Genomic DNA, 14,605 nt, shown 5'->3' with positions numbered 1-14,605 from the left:
AGACAGCCAAATATGCTTGACGTTAATGCACTAATAACGGTATCTTAGCGAGCTTTTCCGGGCAGTCTCGGTGAAAACTCTCGTTGGAGGTTTGTGATGTACGCGGTCATTGAAAATGGTGGCAAGCAGTATCGGGTGACAGTGGGCGACAAGCTCCGGCTCGAAAAGATGGAAGTAGAACCCGGTGCCGAACTCGCACTGGACCGTGTCCTGATGGTCGGTGTCGGCAGTGAAGTTCGGGTAGGTCAGCCTCTGGTAGAGGGTGCCGCGGTGAAAGCCACCGTACTGAGCCAGGGCCGTGCCGCCAAAGTACACATTTTCAAGATGCGCCGACGCAAGCATTACCGCAAGCAGCAGGGCCATCGTCAATATTTTACCGAAGTTCGTATTACCGGCATTGAAGGCTAAGGAGTACAGTCATGGCACATAAGAAGGCGGGCGGTTCCTCTCGTAACGGCCGCGATTCCCAATCCAAACGGCTAGGTGTCAAGCGCTACGCCGGACAGGAAGTCATCAGCGGCAATATCATCATTCGTCAGCGTGGTACCCAGTTTTATCCGGGTGCCAATGTCGGTATCGGCAAGGATCATACACTCTTTGCCACCGCCGAAGGTGTCGTAAAATTTGAGCGCAAGGGTCCGCGCCAGGTGCGCACCGTCAGCGTCGTTTCAGCGGCCTAGGCAGGCCTCTGCTCAGAGGGACCCCGCCCCGTTTCTGCGGGAGCGGGGTTTTTCTATGAAATTTATTGACGAAGTACGCATTCATGTGGCCTCCGGTAACGGCGGCCATGGATCGGTGAGTTTCCGCCGCGAGAAGTTCATCCCCTTCGGCGGCCCCGATGGCGGCGATGGCGGGCGCGGCGGCAGCGTCTATCTGATTGCTCAGGCCAGTCTCAATACCCTCATCGACTTCCGCTATCAGCGCCGCTATCGCGCTGAAAACGGTCATGGTGGCGCCGGACGCCAGATGACTGGTCGCGCCGGTCATGATCAGGAAATCAAAGTCCCCGTCGGTACCCTGGTTTATGACGACGACACCCGCGAATTACTCGGTGACCTGCGTACCGAAGGCGAGCGGCTATTGGTCGCCCAGAGTGGCCGCGGCGGCCACGGTAATCTGTCCTATAAATCGAGCACCAACCGTGCGCCCCGTCAGTTTGAGAAAGGCGTTGCAGGCGAGGAACGAAACCTGCGCCTGGAGTTGCGGCTGCTCGCCGATGTCGGGCTGCTGGGTCTGCCTAATGCAGGTAAAAGTACCCTTATCCGGGCTGTCAGTGCCGCCCGCCCCAAAGTGGCAGACTATCCCTTCACTACCCTCTATCCGAATCTCGGCGTCGTCCGCGTCGCCACCCACGAGTCTTTTGTACTCGCCGATATTCCCGGCCTTATTCCGGGCGCCTCCGAAGGCGCCGGGCTGGGCACCCGCTTTCTCAAGCATCTCAGCCGTACCCGCCTGCTCCTGCATTTGGTGGACATGGCCCCCGTCGATGAGAGTGATCCGGCAACCAATATCCGTGCGCTGGAAGCGGAGTTGGTTGCCTATAGTCCGGCACTGGCCGAGCGGCCGCGCTGGTTGGTGGTCAACAAGGCTGATCTCTTTCCGGAGGAAGAGGCGGCAGCACGCTTTCAGCGGATTCGCGAAGCGCTGCAATGGCAAGGACCCGCCTTTCTGATCTCGGCCGCCAGTGGTGCCGGATGTGAGGCCTTGGTATATGCCATCTGGCAGGCCCTTCCCGACCTGCCCCCCGCCCCCGATCCCAAGCAGACCGAGGACTGGGACGACGAAAGCGACGAAGATGAGGTCCTGGAGGACTGGGAAGGGGACGATCTTGACGCTGAATGGGAGGAGGACGAGGCGTGAGCCGCGACCTGAAAACCGCGCAGCGCTGGGTCATCAAAATCGGCAGCAGCTTACTCACCAATAACGGCCAGGGCTTGGATCTGGCCGCCATCGAAGCCTGGGTCACACAAATATTGGTACTCCGCCGCAACGGCGCCGAGATTGTGCTCGTCTCCTCCGGCGCGGTGGCTGCCGGCATGGAGCGCCTCGGCTGGCAAACCCGCCCTACCGCCCTGCACCAACTGCAAGCGGCTGCCAGCGTCGGCCAAGCGGCACTTATCCAGGTCTATGAAGATTTCTTGCGCCGTGGCAGTGTGCATGGCAGCCAGGTTCTGCTTACCCATGAAGATTTGCGAGATCGCCAGCGCTATCTCAATGCCCGCGCCACGCTGCGTATTCTGCTGGAGATGGGTGTAGTCCCCATCATCAATGAAAATGACGCGATTGCCAGTGCCGAAATCCGCTTTGGCGATAATGACACGCTGGCAGCCATGGTCGCCAATTTGCTGGAAGTCGACCTGCTGGTGATTCTTACTGATCAGGCGGGACTTTATGATAGAGACCCGCGCCACGATCCCCATGCTCGCTTGCTCACGGAAGTACAAGCCGGAGACCCCGAACTGCTGCGGATGGCTGGTGGGGCCGGGACAGCGCTGGGGAGCGGCGGCATGATCACCAAGGTACGGGCGGCGAGCCGGGCTGCCCAGTCTGGTGCCGCCACCCTTATCGCCCCAGGCAGCACTGAAAACGTACTGTTACGCCTTTGGGCCGGGGAGGAGATAGGAACATATTTTCATCCTGGCGTCGCCAAACTGGCGGCCCGCAAGCGCTGGCTGGCGGGGCAACTACGCCCGACCGGAACACTCCATCTGGACGCTGGCGCCGCGCGGGTGCTCCGGGAAAAGGGCAGTAGTTTGCTCCCGGTCGGCATCACCGCCGCCGAGGGCGATTTTCAACGCGGCGATCTGCTGTGCTGTGTCGATCCGGAAGGCCAAGAAGTAGCCCGTGGCTTAGTGAATTTCGCAAGGCAGGAGGTTTTGCTGCGTTTGGGTAAGAGCAGTAAAGCGCTGAATACCCTGTTCGGCGATGTCGATGAGATTGAGATTATCCACCGTGACAACCTGGTGCTCAGTAGCGACCACAGCTAATTCGTACGGTCTCTAGGCAAGTCATCCCGCAGTGAACAAATCCCTGCATCCTGCATACCACGACAGGTGCCATAGAGATAGAGGCTGTGATCGCTGATAAAAAAGCCCTGATTCGCGGCAATTTCCTGCTGCCGCGCTTCCAGCGCTTCATCGAAAAACTCCAGCACTTTGCCGCAGGCCGTGCAGACCATATGATCGTGGTGCCCTGTTTCATTGAGCTCAAAGATCGCCTTATCGCCCTCGAAGTGATGCCTTCGCACCAATCCAGCCATTTCAAACTGGGTAAGCACACGATATACCGTGGCCAGACCCACCTCCTCACCGGCCTCCAGCAACTGCCGATAAACTTCTTCGGCAGTCAGATGGCGAGTGTCGCTATCCTCGAAGATGCGGAGTATCTTCAGCCTGGGCAGGGTTGCCTTGAGGCCGGCTCGCTTCAATTCATCGCTGTTTATTCGTTCGTGGTTCATTCGCTCGTAGCAATGGCCATGCTTAATGGTTTAGGATAGTTGGACCTGACACCTAAGACAAGGACTATGAGAAGCTTCCGCCTAATTACCCTGCTCACTTTCTGTGCTCTGTTGCTCGGCGCCTGTAGTATTTATCGCGTCGATGTGCAGCAAGGCAACGTCATCACCGCTAAAGAACTGGCCGAGCTGCACCCCGGTATGGATGAACTGCAGGTACATACCATTCTCGGCTCACCGCTCCTGCAGGATCCCTGGCATCCACACCAGTGGGTTTATGTTTACAGCTTCAAACCCGCCTACGGTGCCACGGAAGTCCGCAAGGTGCTGGTGCTTTTTGATAAGTCTGGGAAGCTGATCAGCGTACAGGGAGATGTACGAAGCATAACCCCACCGACAGCGACCACCACCTCTTAAGCCCAGCCGTCCGGCTTCTGCACCCCCAACACGCCTGGCTGACCATAAACGGCCCGCGCGCGCTGGGCAAAGCGTTGCACCATCGTTTCCGCCGCATGCTTGAATATGGGCTCCAAAAAGGCACCCATCAATCGTGAAGCAAACTCGAAGCGCATGTCCAGCGTTACTTTGGTGCCCCTGGCGTCCGGCTCTAACTGCCAGAGCCCTTCCAGAAAACGGAAGGGACCATTCACCAGTCGCACCTCTGCCAGCTTAGGCCGCTGATAATGATTTTTCGTGGTGAAAGATTTGCCGAACGCGCCGTGGGAGATGGTGATCTCGGCAACCACTTCTTCATCTTTCGACTGGATAACCCGGGTTCGTCCACACCATGGTAAAAATTGCGGATAGGCACGAATATCCTCTATCAGGGCAAAAATTTGCGCAGCACTGTAGGGCAGTACGGCGGTCTTGCAAATATGATGCATGAAATCCTCTCAATAACGACGCTGGCCTAGTGCGTGCGCCTGCACCCAACGATCCAGTTGCGCCAAAAACCATTCGATGATTCGTCGCCAACGAGGGCGGCTGCGCCACGGCCCCGGATCGATTTTCCGGGCTTGGGCGAACTCGCGTAAAAACAAGGTGCGCAGCAAAAGTGCGGCAAGTGGAGCCCGTAACTCCAAGTTGAGCTCATGATTAAACCACAAACTCAGAAAATCAAGATTAGCGGAGCCGATCGACGCCCAGAAACCATCTACCAGCAGATATTTTGCATGCAGAAAGGCGCCTTCATATTCGTAAATATGCACACCCCTGCGCATCAGTTTTTGATAATACGCCTGAATCCCAAATCGCAAAAGCGGGTGATCGGTGATCCGGCCAGCTAGTAAAAGCCGAACATCCACACCGCGCTGCACGGCGTGGTAGATGGCACGCAGGATGATGGGATCCGGATTAAAATAAGGAGTAGCTATCCAGACACTACTGCGCGCCGCACGGATAGCGGCCAGCAGACGGCGGCGCACGGCGAGACTGCCCGGCGGTGCGCCCTCTAAAAACCGGCCGTGCCCCCACCACAGGGTATCAGGTTGAAAAAACGCCGCGGTGCCCAATGACGGAAGCGACTCCGGACGGTGACGAAAAAAAATCTGGCGGCCCTGTTCTACCAAATTGCCACGACAGGCAAAGAGCATCTCACGATAGGGCATAGTACCTGGCGCGCCCGTGAGCCAGTCATCAGCGATCGCAAAACCGCCGACTACGGCCCACTGGCCATCCACCACCACGACACGCCGATGGCTGCGTCGTAGCCTTTTTTCTAACCCCTTGAGTTGCAGGTGGTGATACCAGTGTAAATGAGCACCAGCGGCGCACAACTCAGTCGTCCAACCACTCGGGAAACTGCGGCTGCCCAAAGCATCCAAGGTGATATAGACCTGTACTCCCGCCACCGCCTTATCACAGAGGATACGCAAGACACGCTCAGGCCAATCGCCTTCGGCAAAAATATAGTTCTCAAAAAGAATCTCGGCATGCGCATCCAGCAGGCGCAACTCCAGCCATTCGGTGATAGCCGACATCTCGCTCAGCAGCACGGCTTCAGGAATGGGCTCCCAACGCTTTTGGCGACCGGGCACAAACCGTTTGGGCAACAGCTTTGACACGTCTTCAGACTCCACGTCAGTGCAAACCGTTTACCTTCTACAGGAAGCGCCGCAAAGTCAATCCTGCCTTCCTGCTGCCGGGTCTTTTCCCGTACAATACACAGTTGACCGGCAGGGGAGTAGCAGGATGAGCAGCAGCACCATCGCCCTCAATCGCGAGGCGAGACATGAGTACTTTATCGAAGAGCGCTTTGAGGTTGGTATGGTCTTACAGGGCTGGGAAGTAAAGTCGTTGCGCGCCAACCGTCTCAATCTCAAGGACAGCTACGTCATTGTCAAAGATGGGGAGTTATGGCTGTTGGGCGCGCACATCAGCCCACTGCTCACCGCCAGCACCCATATAAATCCCGATCCGACCCGCACGCGCAAGCTGCTGATGCACAGAGAACAGATCAATCGCATGATCGGCAGCGTCGAACGCAAAGGTTTTACGATCGTGCCCCTCGCCATGTACTGGAAACAGGGTCGCGCCAAAGCAGAAATCGCCCTGGCGAAAGGCAAGCAGGAACATGACAAACGGGCCACGGTCAAAGACCGGGAGTGGCAGCGGGACAAGGCGCGCATTATGAAGGGCGGAGCGCGGGATGTCTGAACAGCGACGGGGGACTTTTGTCTTCCAGGCGCTGCTGCTTTTCCTGTTTGCCTTCTGGCTTTTTGCCTTTCATACCGGCGATGCCAGCCTCTGGGACGTTGATGAGCCCAACAATGCCCAGGCCCTGAAAGAAATGATGGTGCACCACAATTTGGTGGTGCCGACTTTCAACGAGGCACTACGCCCCGACAAGCCGATCCTCAACTACTGGCTGATGTGGACCGGGGTGCGCCTGCTGGGGACGAACAGTTGGGGTCTGCGCATCGGCTCGGTGGCGATGGGGGCATTACTGGTGCTTTATCTGGCCCTCGCTTTACGCCGCCTGTACGGGGACCAGACTGCACTATTGGCAGGCTTACTGACCGCCACCGCCCTGCATAGTCAGATCATCTTCCGGGCCGCTGTACCTGACCCCCTGCTGATTCTTTTCGTTGCGATCGCTCTGATTTCCTATCTGCGGGGTTATCTCTATCCGGAGGAAGAACGCCGCGGTGTTCTGATCACCTATGGTGCGATGGGGTTGGCAACCCTGGCCAAAGGCCCTATCGGCTTCCTTCTACCCGGCCTTATCATCGTGATTTTTCTGCTGCTGCGCCGGGATTTGCCGAGTCTCTGGCGCAAGGGACATCTGACTTGGGGGATTCCGCTTTTCCTGGTCATCACCTTGCCCTGGTATCTGGCGGTCGGCATTGAGACCCACTGGGCTTGGGATTGGCTATTCATTGAACAGCAGAATGTTGATCGCTACACCACCGCCATGCAAGGACATCGTGGACCCGTTTATTACTATCTGGTTACCATTGCGCTGGCGCTACTGCCCTGGACAATTTTTCTACCACAAACCTTCACCGAACTCTGGCGGCGGCGGGGCGCATTGCTGCAAAAAACGCCCGCCGATGCCTTTATGCTGGTCTGGGCCATTACCTGGGTCGCCTTCTTCAGCCTTGGTGCCACTAAACTCCCCAATTACGTCTGGGAGGCTTATCCCGCCCTCTTTGGTCTCATCGCAGCCCGCCTTTATGCAGCCCTCAATCAGACGCAACCGCTCAGCCGCCGGGGTGTATTCGTGTCACTCGGAGCATTATTGCTGGTGGGTGTGATGTTGATGGTGTTGGGCGCCTGGCTGGTACCGGAGCAAATCCCGCCCCTGGGTGATGTGGCCTATCTGGGCTTTCCCTATATCGCTGCAGCGTTGCTGGCCCTGCTCTTTGCCTGGCGCGGCCTGTTGCTGCCGGTTATCAGCAGTCTGGGAGCAGGCGCAGTAGCCCTTACCGCTTGTTTGGTGCTCCTGACAGTGCCCGCCCTCGACGCCCTAAAGCCCTCCGTGACCATGGGCCGCATAATCCGTGCCAGCGAGGGCACACAACCCTATGCCATCGCCACCTGGCGATGGTTCGAGCCCAGTTTTCTGTTCTACGGCGGGCGCGGCACCATGCCGGTACATCAGCTGAAAAACCTGCAAGAACTCTATCGCGTGCTGGCCGATGGTCAGGGTACGGCCTATCTCGCCCTTCCCGCTCAGGATATACCCGCAGTACGCACACAATTATCTAAGACGCTACGCGTTCGTGAACTCTACTCGGGTTATGAGCTCTATAGCCGAAAGTATATCGCCCTACTACGTATTCGGGGCTCTTTATACTTGGAACACAACAAGGCGGTATCGATCCTGCCAGTGCCATGGTGATCGCCAAAATGCAGGATCGTCTACACTTCAACGAATCCCGGCTCCAGGGTAAAGAATTTGAAATTCGGGGCGCCCCTGTCGCCAAGATACCCTTTCTGGTCTACCGTAATGGCAAAAGCATCCATTCCATTTTTGGCTTACCCGATAACGCGCAATGGGGAGATTTACTCAACGCATCATGAATGCCAGGCATTTACCTTCACTGATCGCCGCACTGGTGGTGCTAGCTGCAGCAAGCGCATTGGCGCTGGCACTCTGGTTACAATTTGCCATGGACTACACGCCCTGTAGCCTCTGTATATATCAGCGCTTGGCCAATCTCGCCGTGCTGGTCATTGTCGTGATGGGGCTCTTCTGGACGGGCGCGGCGCAGCGCGGATTATGGCTGCTGGCCAGTACCTATGCCCTAGCGGGCGCAGGACTTGCCGGATGGCAGTGGCATCTCACCGCGGTAGCAGCCCATACTGTGGAGAGATGCGCAGCCGTGAATCTCTTTCCGGGTGAGCGCAGCTTCGGGCCTTGGGGTAAAGACTTCGCCTCGGCGCTTTCCGGACATGGCTCCTGTGCCGCCGCAGGGATCCGTACCCTGGCCGGATGGCCCGTCACCCACTGGAGCCTGGTCTTCTTCCTCGCTTGTGCCATACTGCTCTGGCTCGCGCAATGGCTTGCCGGACGCCAAAGCAAGAACTAGGCCCCCTGACCGCCACAACGATTATACGGTTTTCTTCAGCGCGGCCAGTACCAATCGCGGCGCAAGGTTTCGAGAACGGCGATGGCCCGTCCGGTATCCGCAGCGAGCGCATTCACATGGCCCATTTTACGCCGTGGCCGGGCTTCATTCTTACCATACAGATACAGCTTGAGCTGTGGATGGCGCAGTAGTGCATCCCAGTCCGGGCTGCCACTTTCCCAAAGATCACCCAACAGATTCATCATCACCACCGGACTGATCAGACGGGTGTCCCCGAGGGGTAAGGCACAGAGGGTCCGAACCTGCTGGTCAAACTGGCTGTGCACACAAGCATCTATGGTGAAATGACCGCTGTTGTGGGGACGTGGCGCCATCTCATTGACCAGCAGTTGCCCCGCCTTATCCACAAAAAATTCGACGGCGAGCACCCCCACATAATCCAACGCCTCGGCAATACGCACGGCGCTGCGCCGGGCCTGATCCTGTAGCGCCTCCGCCGTGCGGGCCGGAACGATACTCTGGTCGAGAACACCCCGGTGATGGACATTCTCGGCTATGGGATAGAAGACCATCATGCCGTCGGCGGCACGGGCCAGAACGACAGAAATTTCTTGAGCCAGGGCAATACGCGCCTCCAGCACCGCGTCCGCCCCCCCCATGGCCGCCCAGGCCCCAGGCAGATCTTCCGGGGAAGCAAGCTCCGCCTGCCCTTTCCCGTCGTAACCAAAACGCGTGGTTTTGAGAATGGCCGGGAAGGTTATGGTAGCCGCTGCGCCTACCAAATCGGCGCTACTGCGTAGCAGCGCAAAAGGCGCAACAGCCAAACCCAGGTCGCGGAAGAAAGCCTTTTCCCTGGCACGATCCTGGGCAATAGCCACCGCCCTGGCGCCTGGGCGCATCGGCACCGCCTGGGCAATACGTTCCAGAGCGCTCAGCGGCACATTCTCGAATTCTGTGGTGACCGCCGCACAAGCATCGGTCAATGCCCGTAAAGCGATTTCATCTTCGTAAGCCGCACAGAGGTGCCGATCCGCCACTGCAGCGGCTGGACAATGGGGGTCTGGGTCCAGCACCCAGACATCATAACCCATACGCCGAGCGGCGAGGCAAAACATTTGCCCGAGCTGTCCACCGCCCAGTATTCCCAGCGTGGCGCCGGGCAAAATCAAAAGGTAACCTCAGGCAGGGTCATAGCCATAATCGCCGCCGCCTGCCGCGCCCGGAAATCCTGCAGGCGCTGAGCCAGCCCCGCATCAGTACCGGCCAGTATCGCCGCAGCAAACAGACCGGCATTGGCCGCCCCCGCCGTGCCAATAGCAAAGGTCGCTACCGGCACCCCCTTGGGCATTTGCACGATAGAAAGCAGGGAATCCATGCCTTGCAGGTGTTTGGACGGCACTGGCACACCCAGCACCGGCACCATGGTCTTGGACGCCAACATGCCTGGCAGGTGCGCTGCGCCCCCGGCACCGGCAATAATGCAGCGTAGTCCCCGCGGTGCGGCGCTGACGGCATATTCAAAGAGCAGATCCGGCGTACGGTGTGCGGACACGACACGCTGTTCGCAGGGGATCGCCAGCGCCCGCAACTGTTCTATTGCAACGCACATGACTTCCCAGTCGCTGTCGCTGCCCATCACCACACCAACCAAGGGATGTTCCATGCCCACCCTCCTCTCTAGGCCCTAGCGCCAAACGGGTTATAATGCCTGTCATGGAAGAAGCCCTCAAGACCGGTCACCCCCCCATTCGCAGTTTTGTGCTGCGTCAGGGCCGTATCACCGCTGCTCAGACACGCGCTGTCGCGGAACATTTACCGGCCTGGCGGATAGATGCCCATGCCGTCTGGGAGGATCCCTGGAAGGGCCAGAAGCCGCTCCTGCTGGAAATAGGCTTCGGTAACGGCGAGCACTTGGCCGCCATCGCCGGGCAACGGCCGGACTGGGGCTGCATCGGTGCAGAAGTGCATACGCCCGGTGTCGGGTCTCTGCTGCTGCAACTGCTGGAAGCCGGAACCAGCAACGTGCGTATTATTCATGATGATGTCGTTACCTGGTTGAAGACCCTGCCCGAAGCCCTGCTGCAATGCATCATCGTCCAGTTCCCCGATCCCTGGCCGAAAAAAAGGCAGCAAAAACGCCGCCTCATTCAGCCGGATTTTGCTGCCCTGTTGTGCCGCCTGCTGGTGCCCGGCGGCGAACTGCAGATGGCCACAGACTGGGCAGATTATGCCGAACAGATGCTGACTGTTCTCAATGCTACCCCAGGCCTGCAGAATGCCCACCCCGGCACGGGTTATGCCCCACGCCCAGACAACCGTGTCCTTACCCGCTTTGAGCGCCGCGGACAGCAACTGGGGCATAAGGTCTATGATCTCTGTTATCAGCGCCTCCCGTGAGCACCAAACATTCCGACTGTTTGTGTTCCCTCAGGCGCGAGCACAGCATGTTTGCCGACTTGCGCGGCGAGGATATTTGTCAGTTCGGCATGGACATTCGCGACTGGTTACCAGGCGCTTTTGTACGCTGATGGGATATACTGCAAGGAAGGGGTCGGTCCGTGGCCTGGCCTCATTCCAGGCTTTTCGACTCTGAGGAATCGCACATGACCCAAGTGACCATTATTGGTGCGGGATTCGGCGGGCTGACGGCCGTCCGCCATCTGCGCCGCCAAATGCCCGATGCGGAAATCACCATCATCGCGCCCAAGGCGGAGTTTGTTTACTACCCCAGCCTGATCTGGATTCCCACAGGGCTGCGGCAGGGCGAGAACCTGCGGATTCCGCTGGACAATTTCTTTCAGCGTCGGCGAGTGCAATTCCGTCCGGGCCGCGTCACCGGCCTGCGCGATGGTGGCCGCACGGTCATCACCGATCAGGGCGAAGTCCGGAATGACGCACTCATCATCGCCAGTGGCGGGCGGGGACTCCACAAACTGCCTGGTATCGAGTACAGTTTCGCCGTCTGCGACGGCATTGATGCGGCTGAAAATGTCCGCGATCGCCTAGCCCTGATGAATAAAGGGACTATTGCCTTCGGCTTTGCGGGGAATCCTCTGGAACCCACCGCAGTACGCGGCGGCCCGGTGTTTGAACTGCTTTTCGGGATCGACACCCATCTGCGACGCATCGGCAAACGTAAGCAGATCGAGCTGGTGTTTTTTAATCCGATGAAGGAGCCGGGTAATCGGCTAGGTCCCAAAGCGGTTGAGGAGTTGCTCGCGGAGATGAAGCGACGTGACATCCACACCCATATCGGCCATAAAATCGGCGGCTTCTCGGCCGACAGGGTGATGACTGAGGGGGGCGACATTCCTGCTGATCTGATCCTGTTCATGCCGGGCATGACCGGCCCGGACTGGGCGACCGACAGTGGCATGCCGCTCTCTGCCGGCGGCTTTTTTCAGTCCGACCTGCACTGTACCGTGGAAGAATATCCAGGTGTCTTCGTCGTCGGTGATGCAGGATCCTACACGGGCAGCCCCGACTGGCTGCCCAAGCAGGGACATACTGCCGACCTGCAGGCTGAAACCGCCGTGCATAATCTGCTCCTGCATCTGCAAGGGAAGGCCGCAGACAAGACTTTCCGCACGGAACTGATCTGCATTGTCGATGCCCTGGACAGTGGTATCATGGTCTACCGCAACCCTAAACGGGCCAGTGTTTTACACAATCCCCTCTGGCATGCGGCCAAGGTCGCCTTTGAATGGCGCTATCTGCAGCATTACCGCTGAACGCGCCCAGTCTCAGGATCGCGGCTGCAAGGTCAGAGCACCAGGGCGATCAACCCCGCTCCCCATACGACGGCTGTGCGTTCACTGTTCCTCTCCAGGCGTACCGTAATGCCGCCCCTTCCACGCGCCGCCCCGGCCACCATAATGACGACGGGCAGAATCCAACGTCATGAGCGTATAGAGCAGGGCGGCAAGGGGCAAGCTGAACATCCAGAACGGGTTCAGCGCGTAAAGACGCAAGGTGGGCAGATAAGCCGTCAACATCAGCAGGCAGGCGAGCAGCGCGGGCAGCGCCAACCAGATGTTTTCCGTCCAAAGACCGAATAGCAGTCCCCCTACCGGCCAGGCATAGAGAAACACCATCCCTAACGTTGCCCCGAGCAAGCGCCAGGGGCTGAACCGCAGTTGCACGTAGGCGGAGCGGGCTACCATCCGCCATATTTCGCCAAGCCGCTGATAATCCCGCAGACTATGGCTCTCAGTACCCAAACCCAGCCAGATCGCTCCATGAGGCTTCAGTAAAGCCGCTAACGTGCAGTCATCTATGAGTGCCCCGCGCATGGCAGCAAACCCGCCCGCCTTTTCGAGGGTCTCCCGACGCAGCAGCATGCACCCCCCGGCAGCACCAGCCAGCGCCCGGCGCGGATTATTGATCCAGGGAAAGGGATACAGCATCTGGAAGAAGAAGACGAAGGGCGGAATCAGAAAATGCTCCCAAAAACTGCGACAGGAGAGCATCACCATCAGAGAGACGAGTGACCGATCCCGATCCTCTATCTGGGTGACAAGGCGCTGCAGGACATCCGGCCCATGCACAATATCGCCGTCGGTGAACCAGAGCAGCGGCACCAGCCCCGCCGCGGTCACCCCCTGGGCCATGGCCCAGACTTTACCCGCCCAGTTTTCCGGTAATGGCGCGCCTCTCAGCACCTCCAAACGGGAGGCAGCAGCCACCCGGTGTGCCGCTTCTCGGGCACGCTCTGCGGTGCCATCACTGCTCTGGTCATCCACCACGATGACCCGCAGTACACCGGGGTAATCCTGCCTTAAAAGCGCACTTACGCAGTCACCAATACCCTCTGCTTCATTGCGCGCCGGCACCACGGCAGTCACTTCCGGCCAGCTTCGCTGCGCGCCATTTTCTCTGAGGGGAAGACGCTGATCTGCCCGCCAAAATGCACCCCGCCCAAGGACCAGTATCAGCCAGGCCAGCAAGGCTGACCATGCGGCCAGCAGAGCCCACCAGCCACTCAAGACTGAATGCGCCACTGTCCTTCTGCAGAAGTACTGGCACCGGGGTCTTCTACACCACGCCGCATGCACTCCTGCTTGATGGCAAGGCGCAGATCATTCTGCGAATCGGCTCCGCGCAGAGCATCCTCATATTCCACCAACCCATCCATAAACAGTTGCAGCAGGCTCTGATCAAAGGTCTGCATACCCACGTCATTCGTCCGCGCCATGGCATCTTTCAGCAAGCCCACTTCACCCTTGTAGATCAAATCGGCAATGGCCGGGGTATTGATCAGCACCTCCATCGCGGCGACTCGCCCGCCCAGTCCCTTGATCGGCAACAGGCGTTGTGAGACCACGGCGCGCAAATTAAGCGAAAGATCCATCAACAATTGTTTTTTACGATCCTCCGGAAAAAAGTTGATGATCCGTTCAATGGCCTGATTCGAGTTGTTCGCATGTAAGGTCGACATACACAAATGTCCGGTTTCTGCGTACGCCATGGCATGATCCATAGTATCCCGACTGCGCACTTCACCGATCAGGATAACGTCTGGCGCCTCCCGCAAGGCATTCTCCAGCGCCCGCTCGTAATTCAAGGTATCGATACCCACTTCACGCTGATTGACAATAGACATCGCATTCTTGTGAAGAAACTCAATGGGATCCTCAATCGTGAGAATATGGCCCGCCGCATTCTGATTGCGATACTGAATCATCGATGCCAGAGAAGTACTTTTACCAGAACCGGTAGCCCCGACGAAAAGCACCAGTCCCCGAGAGGCCATGGCCAGATCTTTCAGTATGGGCGGTAGCCTGAGCTGCTCCAGGCTGGGAATTTGCGTCTTAATGGCGCGCAAGACAAAGCTCAGTTCACCGCGCTGAAAAAAGCCATTGACCCGGAAACGCCCAATCCCTGGCGCGGAGATGGCCATGTTAATTTCTTTTTCCTGCTGGAATTCCTGCAACCGCTCCATACCCAAAATTTCTTTAGCCAGATTCAACACCTGGCCCGGCTTCAGGATCTCAGTCCCTAATGAAACCGCCCGCCCGTCAATTTTCATAACCGGCGGCGAGCCTACGGTGAGGTAAAGGTCAGAACCATTTTTTTCCACCATCAAGACCAGCAGATCATCTAGTACAGACATATAATT

At 58.2% G+C, this 14,605-nt stretch carries 18 protein-coding genes; 11 read left to right on the top strand and 7 right to left on the bottom strand.

The features are described 5' to 3' along the window. Positions 1-96: 96 nt before the first annotated feature. The 4 genes from rplU to proB are packed head-to-tail and all read left to right on the top strand — an operon-like array spanning position 97 to position 2,987. Positions 97-408 carry a 50S ribosomal protein L21 gene (rplU, locus tag M7F93_RS05305; protein ID WP_014030065.1) on the top strand — a complete coding sequence of 104 codons (312 nt, stop codon included), beginning with the start codon at positions 97-99 and terminating at the stop codon, positions 406-408. Positions 409-419: 11 nt separating this feature from the next. Continuing rightward, on the top strand, positions 420-680 hold the full coding sequence (rpmA, locus tag M7F93_RS05300; protein ID WP_014030066.1) for a 50S ribosomal protein L27: 261 nt from the start codon (positions 420-422) through the stop codon (positions 678-680). Between the two features lie 55 nt (positions 681-735). Beyond that, complete coding sequence (gene cgtA / locus M7F93_RS05295; RefSeq protein WP_298170185.1) at positions 736-1,860, top strand: Obg family GTPase CgtA; 1,125 nt, start codon at positions 736-738, stop codon at positions 1,858-1,860. Next, complete coding sequence (gene proB / locus M7F93_RS05290) at positions 1,857-2,987, top strand: glutamate 5-kinase (protein ID WP_298170183.1); 1,131 nt, start codon at positions 1,857-1,859, stop codon at positions 2,985-2,987. Before cgtA ends, proB begins: the two co-directional genes overlap by 4 nt. Here the strand turns inward: proB and fur are convergent. Continuing rightward, complete coding sequence (fur, locus tag M7F93_RS05285) at positions 2,984-3,457, bottom strand: ferric iron uptake transcriptional regulator (RefSeq protein ID WP_298170182.1); 474 nt, start codon at positions 3,455-3,457, stop codon at positions 2,984-2,986. The genes proB and fur overlap by 4 nt on opposite strands. A gap of 66 nt (positions 3,458-3,523) precedes the next feature. On the opposite strand from fur, the gene M7F93_RS05280 reads away from it, so the two are divergent. After that, a complete protein-coding gene (locus M7F93_RS05280; RefSeq protein WP_298170180.1) occupies positions 3,524-3,871 on the top strand; it encodes an outer membrane protein assembly factor BamE in 348 nt (115 codons plus the stop codon). Here the strand turns inward: M7F93_RS05280 and M7F93_RS05275 are convergent. Both M7F93_RS05275 and M7F93_RS05270 read right to left on the bottom strand, forming a co-directional pair. Further along, positions 3,868-4,338 carry a type II toxin-antitoxin system RatA family toxin gene (locus tag M7F93_RS05275; RefSeq protein WP_298170178.1) on the bottom strand — a complete coding sequence of 157 codons (471 nt, stop codon included), beginning with the start codon at positions 4,336-4,338 and terminating at the stop codon, positions 3,868-3,870. The genes M7F93_RS05280 and M7F93_RS05275 overlap by 4 nt on opposite strands. A gap of 9 nt (positions 4,339-4,347) precedes the next feature. Further along, a complete protein-coding gene (locus M7F93_RS05270; RefSeq protein ID WP_298170175.1) occupies positions 4,348-5,517 on the bottom strand; it encodes a phospholipase D-like domain-containing protein in 1,170 nt (389 codons plus the stop codon). 127 nt (positions 5,518-5,644) lie between these two features. On the opposite strand from M7F93_RS05270, the gene smpB reads away from it, so the two are divergent. From smpB to M7F93_RS05250, 4 genes are read left to right on the top strand one after another with little or no spacing between them, the layout of a single operon-like run. Further along, the gene (gene smpB / locus M7F93_RS05265; protein WP_298170173.1) at positions 5,645-6,109 is read left to right on the top strand and encodes an SsrA-binding protein SmpB; all 465 of its coding nucleotides are present in this window, start codon (positions 5,645-5,647) and stop codon (positions 6,107-6,109) included. Next, positions 6,102-7,796 carry an ArnT family glycosyltransferase gene (locus tag M7F93_RS05260; protein WP_298170171.1) on the top strand — a complete coding sequence of 565 codons (1,695 nt, stop codon included), beginning with the start codon at positions 6,102-6,104 and terminating at the stop codon, positions 7,794-7,796. Before smpB ends, M7F93_RS05260 begins: the two co-directional genes overlap by 8 nt. Then, entirely contained in the window at positions 7,790-7,978 is a 189-nt protein-coding gene (locus M7F93_RS05255) for a hypothetical protein (RefSeq protein WP_298170169.1), read from the top strand. The genes M7F93_RS05260 and M7F93_RS05255 overlap by 7 nt, the downstream gene beginning before the upstream one ends. Continuing rightward, positions 7,975-8,487 (top strand): disulfide bond formation protein B, encoded by a 513-nt coding sequence (locus M7F93_RS05250; RefSeq protein WP_298170168.1) that lies wholly within the window; start codon positions 7,975-7,977, stop codon positions 8,485-8,487. The genes M7F93_RS05255 and M7F93_RS05250 overlap by 4 nt, the downstream gene beginning before the upstream one ends. A 35-nt stretch (positions 8,488-8,522) precedes the next feature. On the opposite strand, the gene M7F93_RS05245 is transcribed toward M7F93_RS05250, so the two are convergent. Together M7F93_RS05245 and purE are read right to left on the bottom strand one after the other, a co-directional pair. Continuing rightward, a complete protein-coding gene (locus M7F93_RS05245) occupies positions 8,523-9,656 on the bottom strand; it encodes a 5-(carboxyamino)imidazole ribonucleotide synthase (RefSeq protein ID WP_298170165.1) in 1,134 nt (377 codons plus the stop codon). Next, positions 9,653-10,150, bottom strand: coding sequence for a 5-(carboxyamino)imidazole ribonucleotide mutase (gene purE / locus M7F93_RS05240; protein WP_298170163.1), 498 nt, complete (start codon positions 10,148-10,150; stop codon positions 9,653-9,655). The genes M7F93_RS05245 and purE overlap by 4 nt, the downstream gene beginning before the upstream one ends. Before the next feature lie 41 nt (positions 10,151-10,191). Between purE and trmB the strand changes: the two genes are divergently transcribed. After that, positions 10,192-10,884, top strand: a complete 693-nt coding sequence (gene trmB, locus M7F93_RS05235; RefSeq protein WP_298170161.1) for a tRNA (guanosine(46)-N7)-methyltransferase TrmB — start codon at positions 10,192-10,194, stop codon at positions 10,882-10,884. A 206-nt stretch (positions 10,885-11,090) separates the two neighbouring features. Further along, positions 11,091-12,218 (top strand): NAD(P)/FAD-dependent oxidoreductase, encoded by a 1,128-nt coding sequence (locus M7F93_RS05230; protein ID WP_298170159.1) that lies wholly within the window; start codon positions 11,091-11,093, stop codon positions 12,216-12,218. Between the two features lie 81 nt (positions 12,219-12,299). Here M7F93_RS05230 and M7F93_RS05225 read toward each other — a convergent pair whose 3' ends face one another. Both M7F93_RS05225 and M7F93_RS05220 read right to left on the bottom strand, forming a co-directional pair. Further along, entirely contained in the window at positions 12,300-13,487 is a 1,188-nt protein-coding gene (locus tag M7F93_RS05225; protein ID WP_298170157.1) for a glycosyltransferase, read from the bottom strand. Further along, positions 13,469-14,599 (bottom strand): PilT/PilU family type 4a pilus ATPase, encoded by a 1,131-nt coding sequence (locus M7F93_RS05220; RefSeq protein WP_298170155.1) that lies wholly within the window; start codon positions 14,597-14,599, stop codon positions 13,469-13,471. The genes M7F93_RS05225 and M7F93_RS05220 overlap by 19 nt, the downstream gene beginning before the upstream one ends. Positions 14,600-14,605: the final 6 nt, after the last annotated feature.

This window comes from Acidithiobacillus sp. (genome assembly GCF_027322205.1).
In the GTDB taxonomy this organism is placed as follows: domain Bacteria; phylum Pseudomonadota; class Gammaproteobacteria; order Acidithiobacillales; family Acidithiobacillaceae; genus Acidithiobacillus.
The sequence above is the reverse complement of the archived record's forward strand: the minus strand, read 5'-3'. Positions and strand labels throughout refer to the sequence as shown.